Raw genomic sequence first — 13,032 nt, 5'->3', positions numbered from 1 at the left:
TCAGAGTCTAACAAAATTCATCGGGCATGACATTCAGCCAGACCTTGTCGTCTTTTTCGCCGACGTCCAGCGCCGTCAGCGACTGTCCGCGGCACGGGCCCCAGGTGCAGTAGCCGGTGTCCGGCCGATAGCGCGCGCCGTGCATGCTGCAGATCAGATAGTGGCCGGTGAGGTCGAACAGCTTGCCGTCCTGCAGGTCGAGCTCGACCGGTATGTGGCAGCAGCGGTTCAGGTAGCCGTGTATCCGGCCCTGGTAGCGGACGACGAAGGCGGCCTGGCGGCGGCCGTCGGCGCGCTCGATCTCGAAGCGGCGGGCGTCGCCGCCGTTCTCCAGTTCGGCCGAGGCGCAGATCAGCGCAGGCGCGGCAGCAACCATGTCGACAGTTCGGGCAGCGAATGGACGATGACGCGCGGCTCGCAGCGTTCCAGCTCGGCGTCGTCGTGGGCGCCGTGGCTGATGCCGACGCCGTGGCCGCCGGCGTTATTCGCCATCAGCAGGTCATGGCTGGTGTCGCCGATCATGACGGTGCGGTCGAGCGTCACGCCGAAATGGCCGGCCAGCTGCAGCAGCATGTCCGGATGCGGTTTCGAGTGGCATTCGTCGACGGTGCGGGTGGCGTCGAACAGCGCGGCGATATCGGAGGCGGCCAGCGCCCGATCGAGGCCGGCGCGGCTGCTGCCGGTGGCGATGGCGACGAAGGCGTCGGTGTCGCGTATCGCCTGCAGCGTTTCGCGGGCGGCGTCGAACAGCGTGACCCGATCGAGATTGGTCTGGTAGTGGCGACGGAAGGCGTCGACCAGTTCCGGCATCTGCGCCGCCCGGTCCGGCGGGCAGAACTGCTGCATCGCCTCGGCCAGCCGGAGGCCGATCACGTGGCTGGCGGCCTCGCGCGACGGAACCGGCAGCGCCAGCTCGCGGCAGGCCTGTTGTATCGCGTGGACGATGTGGCCGGTGGAGTCCATCAGCGTGCCGTCCCAGTCGAACACTACCAGATCGAATTCTCGCATCAGCGCGGCTCCAGTGTTTTCAGGAATTTCTGCAGCTCCGGCGGCAGCGGCGCCTCCAGCTTCAGCGGCGCGCCGGTCAGCGGATGCGGCAGGGACAAGCTCCTGGCGTGCAGGAACATCCGTTTCAGGCCGCGCCGGGCCAGTTCCTTGTTCAGCGCGAAGTCGCCGTATTTCTCGTCGCCGGCGATCGCGCAGCCATTGGCCTGCATGTGGACGCGGATCTGGTGGGTGCGGCCTGTGCGCAGGTGGGCTTCCACCAGCGTGAATTCAGTGTAGCGCTGCTGGACGGCGAAGTTGGTGTGGGCGTACTGGCCGTCGTCGCCGTCGGCCACCTTGACGCGGCGTTCGCCGTCCGGCGTGTGGAACTTGTACAGCGGCAGCTTCACCTGGCGGACGTTCTCCGGCCACTGGCCGCCGCCCAGCGCCAGATAGCGCTTGTCCGGCACGTTGTCGCGCATCATGTCGTGCAGCTTGACCAGCGCGGAGCGTTTCTTGGCCAGCATCAACAGGCCGGAGGTCTCGCGGTCCAGCCGGTGCACCAGCTCCAGGTAGCGCCAGTCGGGGTGGGCGCGGCGCAATTGCTCGATGACGCCGAAGGACACGCCGCTGCCGCCGTGCACCGCGACGCCGGCGGGTTTGTCTATCACCAGCAGCGCGTCGTCTTCGTACACCACCGGGAAGGTGGCGGCCGGCACCGTTTTTTCGGCGCGCTCGGCGATGCGGATGGGCGGGATGCGCAGCACGTCGCCGGCGGCGACGCGGTAGCTGGCGTCGCTGCGGCCCTTGTTCACCCGGACCTCGCCGGAGCGCAGGATGCGGTAGACGTGGCTCTTGGGCACCCCCTTCAGCAGGCGCTGCAGGTAGTTGTCCAGTCGTTGTCCGGCATCTTCTGCGGTCACTTCAAGGAAGGTTACGGAATCTTTGCGAATGTCTGTCATATTGCTTATACTTATGGCGCTGTCTGCTGGTGCCAAGCGCCTGCGCGGGCAGCTCTGAACGGAAAGCCAAGGTCACGGCTCGTATCGCGTGACGCTGCTGCGGAAATCCGAGGTGGCCGGCAGGGTGAGACCCTGACCCGACGCCGTCTGACATAGCCGCAGCCAAGGTTAACTCGCTCACCGAAAAGTAGCGATGGTAATGCATTTATACGCATAACGCACTCACGAGTATTCCATTTCCTGATGCAAAGCCAGTCAGGAGATTTTGCAGCGAAGTTTGACCCGGCATGCCGTCGTTCCGTCAATGTTTGTCCTGCCCTGAGGGCAGGATCGGCGATACCGCCGATGCGCCGCTTGCGCACAGAATTGCGGGACCGCATGTGACCCAAATCAGGAAGTCGGCTTGTTATCAAACCTGTTTTTCTCGATCTTTACATCGACACTTCTTTCGGAAAGCGCCCATCGATAGTCACTGGGCCGTCAAATACTGGCTGCATCCTTGCGTGAGTGCTGCGCAAGGAATGTAAATGAAACGTATGTTGTTCAATGCGACGCAAGCCGAAGAGCTTCGCGTCGCGATTGTCGACGGGCAGAAGCTCGTCGATCTCGATATCGAGACCGTAGGCAAGGAACAGCGCAAAGGCAATATCTACAAGGGTATCATCACCCGGATCGAGCCTTCGCTGGAAGCCTGCTTCGTCGATTACGGCACCGAGCGTCACGGCTTCCTGCCGTTCAAGGAAGTGTCCCGCTCCTATTTCCAGGGCTATGAGGGCGGTCGTCCGCGTATTCAGGACGTGCTGCGCGAAGGCATGGAAGTCGTGGTGCAGGTGGAGAAGGACGAGCGCGGCAACAAGGGCGCGGCCTTGACCACCTACATCAGCCTGGCCGGCCGTTATCTGGTGCTGATGCCGAACAATCCGCGCGGCGGCGGCGTGTCTCGCCGCATCGAGGGCGAAGAGCGACAGGAGCTGAAGGATCTGCTGTCGCAGCTGGAAGTGTCGCATGGCATGAGCCTGATCGCGCGCACCGCCGGCATCGGCCGCAATCTGGAAGAGCTGCAGTGGGACCTTGGCTATCTGATGCAGCTGTGGCGCGCCATCGAGGGCGCCGCCGGTGCCCAGTCCGCGCCGTTCCTGATTCTGCAGGAAGGCAGCCTGGTGATCCGCGCGATCCGTGACTATTTCCATCCGGACATCGGCGAAGTGCTGATCGATACCGATGAAATTCACGATCAGGCCCGCCAGTTCATGAGCCATGTGATGCCGAACATGCTGTCGCGTGTGAAGGTGTACAAGGATCATGTGCCGCTGTTCTCCCGCTTCCAGATCGAACACCAGATCGAAACCGCCTTCTCGCGCAGCGTGCAGCTGCCGTCCGGCGGCGCCATCGTGATCGACCATACCGAAGCGCTGGTCTCCATCGACGTGAACTCGGCTCGCGCCACCAAGGGCGCCGACATCGAGGAAACCGCGGTCAAGACCAACCTGGAAGCGGCGGAAGAGATCGCCCGCCAGCTGCGCCTGCGCGACCTGGGCGGCCTGGTGGTGATCGACTTCATCGACATGGAAAACCCGAAGAACCAGCGCGACGTGGAAAACCGCCTGCGCGACGTTCTGAAGCATGACCGCGCCCGCGTGCAAATGGGCAAGCTGTCCCGCTTCGGCCTGCTGGAGCTGTCCCGTCAGCGTCTGCAGCCGTCCTTGGGCGAGACCAGCCACGAGCCATGTCCGCGTTGCCACGGCATCGGCTTCATCCGCGGCACCGAATCGTCGGCGCTGCACATCCTGCGCATCATCCAGGAAGAGGCGATGAAGGAAAACACCGGCGCGGTGCACGCGCAGGTGCCGGTGGACGTGGCCACCTTCCTGTTGAACGAGAAGCGCGCCGAGATCCATTCGATCGAGGAACGCCTCGACGTCGACGTGGTGCTGATCCCGAACATCCATCTGGAAACCCCGCATTACAAGATCGTGCGCGTGCGTCACGACGACCTGGCCGAATTGGGCGAGGCGCCGAGCTACAGCCGCGTGGAAGTGCAGGAAGAAGATGTGATCACCAACTTCGGCCAGGAAAAGCCGAAGGTCGAGCGCCAGGAAGCCGCCGTCAAGGGCATCACGCCGCAGCAGCCGGCGCCGACCGTCGCGCCGGCCGCAGCCGCCGCCAAGCCGGTTGAGTCCGTTGGCCTGCTGGCAGGCATCACGGCCTGGTTCAAGGGCTTGTTCGCCGAGCCCGAGAAGGCGCCGGAGCCGGAAGCCCGCAAGAAGCCGGCGGCCGCCCGCAACAACGAGCAGCGCGGTAACCGCGGGCGTCAGCAGGAGCGTCGCACCGGCGGCCAGGCCCGCCGCGAGCACGAACAGCGCCGCCAGGGCCAGGACGACGGCAAGCCGCCGCGCCGCCAGGCTGAAGACCGCGCCGAGCGCAAGGACGGCGAACGCGCCGAACGAAGCGAGCGAACCGAACGCAAAGAGGCGCCGAGCCGCGAGCGCGAAGAGCGCAACGAGCAGCCGCGCGAGCCGCGCGGCAACCGTCGCCGCGAACGCGAGAGCCGCGAGCCGCGCGAAGCCAAGGAAGTCCGCGAGCAGGCGCCGCGCGAGGAGCGCGTGAGCGAGAAGGCCGAGAAGCAGGACAAGCCGCAGCAGGAGCCGCGTCGCCGTCAGGCGCCGGCCGCCGCCCCGGCGGAGGCCGTCGAGAAGCCGGTGCAGGAAGAGCTGCACCTGGATGCCGAAGGCGAGCAGACCGAGCAGGAGCGCAGCGAACGTCGTCGTCGTCGTCGCCGCGACCGTCGCCGCGACACGCCGGAAGCCCAGCTTGACGGCGCCGCCGCCGAGACTGGCGACGCCTCCTTGGCCGAAACCGCAGGCATCGCCATCGCCGTGACGGCCGTGGCCGCCGAAGCGGTGGCCGACGCCGCCGAAGCCAAACCGGCCGAAACGCCGGTCGCCGAGCAGGCGCAAGCCGCGCCGGCCCCGGTGGTGGCGACTGCCGAAGCGGTTGTCGAAGCCGAGCTTGCCGCGCCGGTGGAAGCCGTCGTCGAAGCCCCGGTGGCCGTTGCCCCGGTAGTCGTGCTGGAGTCCGAACCCGAGGTGGTGGTGGTGACCCCGGTGGCGGTCGAGGTGGCCGATGAGCAGGCGTTGAAGTCCGAGGCTCCGCAGCAAGAGGCAGCGGTCGAAGCCGAGCCGACGATCCAGGTGGCGGAAGTCGCTCCGGTCGTCGTCGAGCAGGCCGAGCCGGTAGCCGAGACCCAAGTCGAAGCCGAAGCGCTGCCGGTGGCGGAAGCCGTCGTGGCGCCGAAGGCGGCGCAGCCGGTCGCGGCCCCGCAGGTCGAGGCCAAGCCGATGGATCTGGGCGGTCTGGTGATGGTGTCGACCAAGCCGGCGCAAGCCGAGGCCTTGGCCGAGCCGGATCTGCCGCAAGGTCCGCGCCGCCGCGACGTGGCCGGCGCGACCGACGCCGACGCGCAGCAGTCGGCGCCGCTGGTCCAGGTGGAGACCCGCAACAACTGATCGCGCTCGGAACGGGGAAGGCCGGCGGCCTTCTCCGTTGCCGGAGGTGTTGACAGAAGGTTGTAGCTAGCTTAAAATCGCTTTCTCTATACGTTCCCTGATAGCTCAGTTGGTAGAGCGACGGACTGTTAATCCGCAGGTCGCAGGTTCGAGCCCTGCTCGGGGAGCCAGCATTCGAAAAGCCCGCACAGAAATGTGCGGGCTTTTTTCATTTAGCCGATCACCGGGCCACGGTGGCCGTGACGCTGTCGTGCCGCATGGACAGCGGATTGGCTTGCAGGTGGGCCAGAATGACGTCGCGCACCGCGGTGGCCGGCACGCTGTCGCCGATCAGGCTGTCCGGCTCCGAACTGATCAGCAGCGGCCCGGCGTCCGCGTCGTCGGTGGGCCGGCCGTGCGAGCCTTTCACCAGCGAGGCGTCCAGCGGTATCACATCCAGCAGGCTGCGTTGGCCGAGCTTGCGCTTAAGCAGCGTCCAGGCGATCTTGAGCCTGGGCAGCGGCAGCCGCGGATCGAGAAAGAGCTCGACCGGGTCGTAGCCCGGCTTGCGGTGGATGTCGACGGTGCGGGCGAAGTCCGGCGCTTGCGCGTCGTCCAGCCAGTAGTAGTAGCTGAACCAGCGGTCCGGCCGGCTGATCGCCACCAGCTCGCCGGCGCGCGGATGGTCGAGGCTGTACAGCCGCTTGCCGTCCCGGTCCAGCACCAGCTCGACGCCGTCCAGCCGCTCCAGCAGCGCCTTCACCTCGGCCACCCGCTCCGGCCGCCTGACGTAGACGTGGGCCACTTGGTGGTCGGCCAGCGCGAAGGCGTCCGAGGCGCCGCAGTCCAGCTTGTCCTCCCCCTGCTCCTGCCGCACCCGCAACAACCCGGCGCGCCGCAGCGCCCGGTTGATCGCCACGTCGCCGCTGACGGCGGTGACGCCGTATTCGGACAGCGCCAGCACGCGGCCGCCGTCGGCGCGGACCTCGGCGATCAATTCCTCGCACAGGGCGTCGACCGCCGCGACTTCGGCGGCGATGGACGGATGGTCGGGCCCGAACTTTTGCAGGCAGTAATCGAGGTGGGGCAGATAGACCAGGCTTAGCATAGGCTGGCGGCTGCGGTACAGGTGCAGCGCGCAATCGGCTATCCAGCGGCTGGAGGCGATGCCGCTGGCCGGGCCCCAGAACTGGAACAGCGGAAAATCACCGAGCTTTTGCCGCAGTTCGGCGTGCAGCTCGGCCGGCGCGCTGTAGAAGTCCGGTATCTTGCGGCCGTCGGCCTTGTAGATCGGGCGCGGCGTCACGCTCCATTCGACGTCGGCGTACATGTTGTACCACCAGAACAGCTGGGCGCAGCTGAAGTCGGCGTGTCGGCGCCGCGCCTCGTGCCACAGCTTCTCGCCGTCGATCAGGCCGTTGTTCTGTTTCCAGAACAATGGCTCGGCCAGCTCGCGCGAATACCAGCCGTTGCCGACGCAGCCGTGGCGCGACGGCGGCTGGCCGGTCAGATAGGTGGCCTGGGCCGGGCAGGTCAGGGCCGGGGTCACCGCGGCCAGCGGCCGCGCGCAGCCTTGTTCGGCCAGTCGCCGCAGCGCCGGCGCGTGCCTTAGCAGCCTGGGCGTCAGGCCGACGACGTTCAGAACCAGCAGGCGCGGCATGCTCAGCCGTCCAGCGCGTCGACTTGCGGCTGCTGGCCCCGCAGCACCGAGTTGCCCTGCCATTGCCGGCGCTGGTCGACGCCGACCGCGGTTTCGGCCTCGGCGATGTCCAGCTTGCCGCTCTGGGCGAAGAAGCGTATCGGGTTGATCCAGACTATGGTCTCGATCTGCTGCTCGTCGATGCCGGCTTCGCGGAAGGCCCGGGCGGTCTTGGGCACTTTCAACGGATCGCTGATGCCCCAGTCGGCGGCGCTGTTGACGATGATGCGCTCGCTGCCGTACTGCTGCACCAGCGCCACCATCCTCGGTTCGCTCATCTTGGTGTCCGGATAGATGGAATGGCCGGCCCAGCAGCCGCTGTCCAGCACCAGCGGCAGCGTCTCCTCGGTGTTGTGGTCTATCAGCACCATGCATTCGTCTATGCCGCTGTCGCGGACCAGGGCCAGGCTGCGTATCGTGCCGGCCTTCTTGTCGCGGTGCGGGGTGTGCACCAGCACCGGCAGCTCGTGCTTGATCGCCAGCTCCAGTTGCAGCTGGAAATAGCGCTCCTCGGCGGCGGTCTCGTCGTCGAAGCCTATTTCGCCGACGGCCACCACGCCGTCCTTGTCCAGGTAGCGGTCCAGCAGCGCGATCACGCCGTCGGCGACGACCGGATTGTTGGTTTCCTTGGGGTTAAGGCCCAGCGTGCAGAAATGGCGGATGCCGAACTGGCCGGCGCGAAAGCGCTCCCAGCCCAGCAGCGACAGGAAGTAGTCCTCGAAGGTGCCGACGTGGGTGCGCGGCTGGCCCATCCAGAAGGCCGGCTCGACGATGGCTCGAATCCCTTCGCGGTGCATCGCCTGGTAGTCGTCGGTGGTGCGCGAGCTCATGTGGATATGGGGGTCAAACATTTTCATAGCGGCTTCCTTTCAGGACGAGTTGGATGTCGGCGGGAACGGCGCGGTCGGCGGCGCGCCGTTCGCTGGCCATATCGGCGACCATGCGAAGCAATTCGGGCGTCAGCCGCCGCCGCAGGCCGTCGACGCGCAGCAGCGAGGCGCCGGTGAACAGCGCCTTCAGCACCAGCTGGTTGAAGTTGGCCTCCGGAAAGAAGCGCGCCGGGTAGCTGTTTTCGCAGGCGATAGCCTCGAAATTGCCCTGGATGTGGCTGCGGCAGGCGTCGACGGCCAATTCCAGCCAGGCCTCCGGCCGCGGCAACAGCGGCAAGGCGCGCAGCAGGCTTTGCTGCTCGCCGGCGTCGCCGCCGCGGAACAGCCGCCACGGCAGGGTTTCCGTCTGGGGGCCGCCTTCGGGCGGCCGCGCCAGCAGCAGGAGCAGCAGGCGGCCGATGTCGCCGGGCGACCAGTCGGCCGGCGCGACGGCGCCGGCTTCGCGAAGGGCGTCCCGCAGCGCCGGCGTCGGCGGCGGCAGCGGTCTCAGCTTGCGGGCGGCGGCGGCGTAGAGCCGCTGCAGCGCTTCGGCGTCGGGCCGGGCGACGGCGGCCGGCAGCTGTCGCAGCCAGGCCTGGGCGTCGGGGTGGGTTTGGGCGGCCTGGTCGAGCTCGGCCTGCAACAGGGTGGCCAGCATGTTCAGGTCCCCGCGACGCGTTGCTGGAAGCGGTGGGTCAGCACGAAGGCCAGCGCGCCGCCCAGCGCCCACAGCGGGAGGCCGTGCATCGCCATCAGGAAGGCGTCGTTCAGCGAGATGCCGGCGATCAGCCCGCCGACGGCGGCGCGGATGTCCGGCTGGCGGCGGAAGGCCAGCCAGACGCAGCGGACCACCCATAGCGCGAACAGCGCCAGGCACAGCAGGGCGATCCAGCCCGGCGGCTGGGTGAACAGGTAGAGCAGCGGCGCGGCCAGCCCGCACAACGGCAGCAGCTTGCCTATGCGGCCCTGGTTCTCGTGCTTGGCGGCGTAGCTGAGGCCGACCAGATAGGCCAGCAGCAGCATCGCGCCCAGCCAGACCGGCGGCGGCAGCCGGCCGCCGGTGACCGCCAGCGCCGAGGTGACGTAGACCAGGGCGCGGCACAGGCCCATGATCAGCGGACTGAAGCGGTTCTGCTTGTGGTGCAGGTCGTAGCCGACAACGCAGCCGGCTAGCAGCAGGCCGGCCAGCAGCGCGGGGACGCCGAGGCCGGCCAGCAGCAGCACGCCGCCGGCCAGCATCGCGTAGCCGCAGACGAAGACCTCGGCGACGCCGGCGCGGCCGGACGGGATGGGGCGCTCCGGCCGTTCGATGGCGTCGACGCGGCGGTCGTGGGCGTCGTTGAGGAACATGCCGGCGATATAGATCAGCGACAGCGCCAGCAGCAGCCGGGCCAGCACCGGCAGGCCGGGCGGCAGGCCGGACAGCGCGGCGCCGGCGGCCACATTGCTCCATACCGTCGGCAGATTGGACACCCGTCCCAGTTGTAGCGCGGCGCGCCAGTTCATCATCGTAGTCGCTCCTTGACCCAGTCCAGTTCGCGGGCGATGGCGTCGGCGAGCTCGGCCTCGCGGTAGGCCGCCGGCAGCACGCTCCAGCTATAGGTTTCCACCTCCAGGTGATCGCTGATCGGCCGGCTGCGATGCCGCGCCAGCACGGCGGCGACGAAATCGCCGGTGCCGGCCATCGCGCCCAGTTGCCCGGCCCACAGCGGCACATGGAAATGGATGCGCCATTCGGCGCCGGCCGCCTCGTCCAGGCAGTCGAGCGCCGCCGGCAGATCGTCGAAACGGCGCAGGCCGCCGGCGCCGCGCTGCACCACCTGGTGCAGATAGCTGTCCTCGGCGAAGTCCCGCAGCAGCGCGCGGTGCTCCGGGCCGACGGCCGGCAGCCTGAGGCCGGCGCTCAGTTGCAGTTTGACGATGTCTATGCCGGCGGCCTCCAGCCGGTTCAGGCTGTCGTCGGGGTCTTCGAATTCCACCGCGGCGTGGCAACAGTCCAGGCACAGGCCCAGATGGCGGCGCAGCAGCGTCTCGGCGTGGCGCGGCGGGCAACGGCACAGCCGTCCCAGCTGCTCCATCGCCACCGGCGACAGCAACCGGTCTTCGAAGAAGGCGACGGCGTCGGCGCTGGTTTCCAGCAGGCAGGCCGGTTCCGGCTCCAGCGCCAGGCGGATGCAGCGCCCGCTTTCCAGGTGCAGCCGCTGTAGAAAGGCGACGTGGTGCAGCAGATTGTCGAGTATCGCCCGGGCCGAGTCGGCGTCGGCGCGGGCGTCGGCGGCGAAGGCGCCGGGCACGGTGCTGACGCTGCCCCAGGACAGCTCGGGCGGCATCAGCCCGGCCAGCAGGACGGCTAGCCGGTTGCTGTATTCCAGCCGCTCGGTCCGGCGCCAGTCCGGCTGATAGACCTGCTGCTTGACGCCGGCGCCGTGGAAGCGGCCGTAGGGAAAACCGTTGATGGTGAAGACATACAGGCCATGGCGGGTCAGGAACTGGCGGAACTCGGCCAGCAGATCGGCCTGCCGCTCCAGCTGCTGGGCGGCCAGCGCCGACAGCCGCAGGCCGACGCCGAACGGCGCGTCCGGCGACACCCTGGCCTTGACCGCCGGCAGATAGCGCCCGAGCGCCGACCGGGTCTGGTCCCAGCTTTCGCCCGGATGGATGTTGCTGCAATAGCATAGATGGCCGAGGGCGGCATCGCCGCCGTCCAGCCTCACGAGCAGGCCTCGGGGATGCCGTGGCGCAGCCAGCCTATGCTGTCCTCCAGCATGGCCCGGTCCATTTTGTGGACTTCGACGCCTTGCCCCAGCGCCTGCAGCAGCGTGACGGTCAGCTCGCCGCCCAGGTGTTCGCGGAATTCGTCCAGGCCGGCCAGCACCTGATGCCGGCCGCTGCCGTCGCGCCATTCCAGCAGCGGGGTCCACAGCGTGAAGCCCAGTTTTTCCAGCAGCCGGCACAGCCGGCTGGCGGCGTCGACGTGCAAGAGGCCGCTGAGCACCGCGTAGCAGGTGTCCAGCGCCATGCCTATCGCCACCGCCTCGCCGTGGCTGAGCTGGTAGCCGCTCATCGCCTCCAGCTTGTGCGCCGCCCAGTGGCCGAAGTCCAGCGGGCGGGCGCTGCCGAACTCGAACGGGTCGCCGGCGGTGCCGATGTGGCGCAGATGCAGTTCGGCGCAGCGCCGGATCAGGTAGCGGCAGGCCTCGTCGTCGCCGCGGCCCAGCCGCGAGGCGTGTTCTTCCAGCCAGCAGAAGAAATCGAGGTCGCGTATCGCGGCCACCTTGACCGCTTCGGCCATGCCGGCGATGCGGGCGCGGGTCGGCAGCGTGGCGATGAAGTCGTAGTCGTTGACCACCGCGTACGGCGGGGCGAAGCTGCCGAGCAAGTTCTTGCTGCCGAAGGCGTTGACGGCGGTTTTGACGCCGACGCCGGAGTCGTTTTGCGCCAGCACCGTCGTCGGCACGCGGACGACGCGGACGCCGCGATGGACGGTGGCGGCGGCGAAGCCGGCCATGTCCAGCAGCGCGCCGCCGCCGATGACGACGACGGCGCTATGCCGGTCTATGTGCTGTTCGTGCAGCCATTGCTGCAGCGCCTCCAGCATCGCCGGATCGTTCTTCACCGCCTCGCCGCCCGGCAGCAGCCGCGGCGCGGCGGCCAGCAGCAGGGCGTTGGCGTGGTGTTCGGCGTAGCGTTCCAGCTGGGCGGCCAGGCCCGGCCTGTGCTGGGCCACGCCCTGGTCTATCACGGCGACGAAGCGGTGGCGGACGCCGGCGTCGTCGCGGGCGATGGCGTGGCGCAGCGTCGCGTTGTCCGCCTGCAGCAGCGCCCGGGTGAACAGCACCGGATACGCGAAAGACACGCTGAAGCGCTGCATGACGGTTTCGAAAGGCGGCATCGGATCGGATTCGGACATCGCTGTCTCCATGGGGGCGCGTCAGTCGTAGCTCATGCCGTTCTGCACATCGCGGTAGACGAAGCTCAGGCCTATCGGCCGCCTGGCCGGACTCTCCTTGTAGCCGAGCAGCATGGCCGGGTCCATCAGGCTGGCGGCCAGCACCTTCAGGTCGAACATCAGGCCGATGGCGGTGTCCATCTGGGCCGGCTCGCCGTTGAAGGCGCGGTGCAGCGCGTTCAGCAGGCTGCTGTAGCTGTAGGCGAAGCGCTCGATCAGCGTCCGCTCCTGGGTGTTTTGCGGATAGTCCTCGGGTTTGGGCGTCGGCGGCATCGGCCAGACCCCCTGGGGGTCGAACGGTATCGGACGGCCATCGAAACAAAAGCCGTCGCCGTCCGGACAGGGGGTGATCTCGCGCTGGTGGTAGATGGAGTCGAATTTGTAGTAGTGGGCGAGGTCCTGCAGCTTTTCCGGCGCGTCGGGATCCTGGTATGGCGAACCGCGAACGCCCTCGCCCTGGGTGATGATGACGTCGATGGCGGCGAGGGCGCTGTCCAGGTCGACGATGGGAAATAGCACCGCCTCGGGGAAATAGTGCAGCACCTGCTTGTCGCGGTGGCCGAAGCGGATCTGGCCGGACAGCTCGGTCAGCTTAAGCTTGATGCTGTCGTAGAACTCGCCGATGGTGTGGAAGGTCGGCGCCGGCTGATTGGCGGCGTACAGCTGCTTGAGCTGGTGTATCGGCACCGGATCGGCCGGCTCCTCTATCTCCATGAAGACGTCGCGCGTCAACTCCAGGCTGAACGCTTCTATGCCGACGATCAGATCGCCGCCTATGCCCATCGGCAGCGGCCCGGGATAGCGCGGAATGAAGTCCGGGGTGTTGATGCGCGGATGGCCGCCGATGGCGATCAGGATGTTGGCGGCGATGGTCATGTGCAGCATCTCCTCCATCACGATGCCGTGTATCAGCGCGCCGATTTCGCGGTTCTGGCCCGGCTTCAGCGACAGTTGTGCCGTCAGATACGGCGGGATGGTGCTGTGCTCCAGTTCCACCGCCTTCTGCAGGAAGAAATGCAGCTGTTCCGGCGTGGTGGCCGCGAGCAGCTCGCGGACGAATTTCGGATCGATCTTGAGCATGGCG

The 13,032-nt window shown here is 67.7% G+C and carries 11 protein-coding genes and 1 tRNA gene; 2 read left to right on the top strand and 10 right to left on the bottom strand.

Annotated elements, in window-relative coordinates; genetic code table 11:
* Window positions 1-7 precede the first annotated feature (7 nt).
* From CXB49_RS13295 to CXB49_RS13285, 3 genes are read right to left on the bottom strand one after another with little or no spacing between them, the layout of a single operon-like run.
* Window positions 8-376, bottom strand: a complete 369-nt coding sequence (locus tag CXB49_RS13295) for a Rieske 2Fe-2S domain-containing protein (protein WP_101708849.1) — start codon at window positions 374-376, stop codon at window positions 8-10.
* A complete protein-coding gene (locus CXB49_RS13290) occupies window positions 352-1,008 on the bottom strand; it encodes an HAD family hydrolase (RefSeq protein ID WP_101708848.1) in 657 nt (218 codons plus the stop codon). The genes CXB49_RS13295 and CXB49_RS13290 overlap by 25 nt, the downstream gene beginning before the upstream one ends.
* A complete protein-coding gene (locus CXB49_RS13285; protein WP_101708847.1) occupies window positions 1,008-1,946 on the bottom strand; it encodes an RluA family pseudouridine synthase in 939 nt (312 codons plus the stop codon). The genes CXB49_RS13290 and CXB49_RS13285 overlap by 1 nt, the downstream gene beginning before the upstream one ends.
* Window positions 1,947-2,473: 527 nt before the next feature.
* Here CXB49_RS13285 and CXB49_RS13280 point away from each other — a divergent pair.
* Window positions 2,474-5,452 carry an Rne/Rng family ribonuclease gene (locus CXB49_RS13280; RefSeq protein ID WP_101708846.1) on the top strand — a complete coding sequence of 993 codons (2,979 nt, stop codon included), beginning with the start codon at window positions 2,474-2,476 and terminating at the stop codon, window positions 5,450-5,452.
* Window positions 5,453-5,546: 94 nt separating this feature from the next.
* Window positions 5,547-5,622: transfer RNA gene (locus CXB49_RS13275), tRNA-Asn, on the top strand.
* Window positions 5,623-5,672: 50 nt separating this feature from the next.
* Here CXB49_RS13275 and CXB49_RS13270 read toward each other — a convergent pair.
* From CXB49_RS13270 to CXB49_RS13240, 7 genes are read right to left on the bottom strand one after another with little or no spacing between them, the layout of a single operon-like run.
* Window positions 5,673-7,091 (bottom strand): alkaline phosphatase family protein, encoded by a 1,419-nt coding sequence (locus CXB49_RS13270; RefSeq protein ID WP_101708845.1) that lies wholly within the window; start codon window positions 7,089-7,091, stop codon window positions 5,673-5,675.
* 2 nt (window positions 7,092-7,093) lie between these two features.
* Window positions 7,094-7,987, bottom strand: coding sequence for a TatD family hydrolase (locus CXB49_RS13265; protein ID WP_101708844.1), 894 nt, complete (start codon window positions 7,985-7,987; stop codon window positions 7,094-7,096).
* A complete protein-coding gene (locus CXB49_RS13260) occupies window positions 7,974-8,657 on the bottom strand; it encodes an EboA domain-containing protein (protein WP_101708843.1) in 684 nt (227 codons plus the stop codon). The genes CXB49_RS13265 and CXB49_RS13260 overlap by 14 nt, the downstream gene beginning before the upstream one ends.
* Before the next feature lie 2 nt (window positions 8,658-8,659).
* Window positions 8,660-9,508, bottom strand: coding sequence for a UbiA family prenyltransferase (locus CXB49_RS13255; RefSeq protein ID WP_101708842.1), 849 nt, complete (start codon window positions 9,506-9,508; stop codon window positions 8,660-8,662).
* The gene (gene eboE / locus CXB49_RS13250; RefSeq protein ID WP_199406685.1) at window positions 9,505-10,713 is read right to left on the bottom strand and encodes a metabolite traffic protein EboE; all 1,209 of its coding nucleotides are present in this window, start codon (window positions 10,711-10,713) and stop codon (window positions 9,505-9,507) included. The genes CXB49_RS13255 and eboE overlap by 4 nt, the downstream gene beginning before the upstream one ends.
* A complete protein-coding gene (locus CXB49_RS13245; protein WP_199406684.1) occupies window positions 10,710-11,909 on the bottom strand; it encodes a 3-dehydroquinate synthase in 1,200 nt (399 codons plus the stop codon). The genes eboE and CXB49_RS13245 overlap by 4 nt, the downstream gene beginning before the upstream one ends.
* Before the next feature lie 21 nt (window positions 11,910-11,930).
* Complete coding sequence (locus tag CXB49_RS13240) at window positions 11,931-13,028, bottom strand: ferritin-like protein (protein ID WP_101708841.1); 1,098 nt, start codon at window positions 13,026-13,028, stop codon at window positions 11,931-11,933.
* Between the last annotated feature and the right edge of the window lie 4 nt (window positions 13,029-13,032).

Source organism: Chromobacterium sp. ATCC 53434, assembly GCF_002848345.1.
GTDB lineage: Bacteria > Pseudomonadota > Gammaproteobacteria > Burkholderiales > Chromobacteriaceae > Chromobacterium.
The sequence above is the reverse complement of the archived record's forward strand: the minus strand, read 5'-3'. Positions and strand labels throughout refer to the sequence as shown.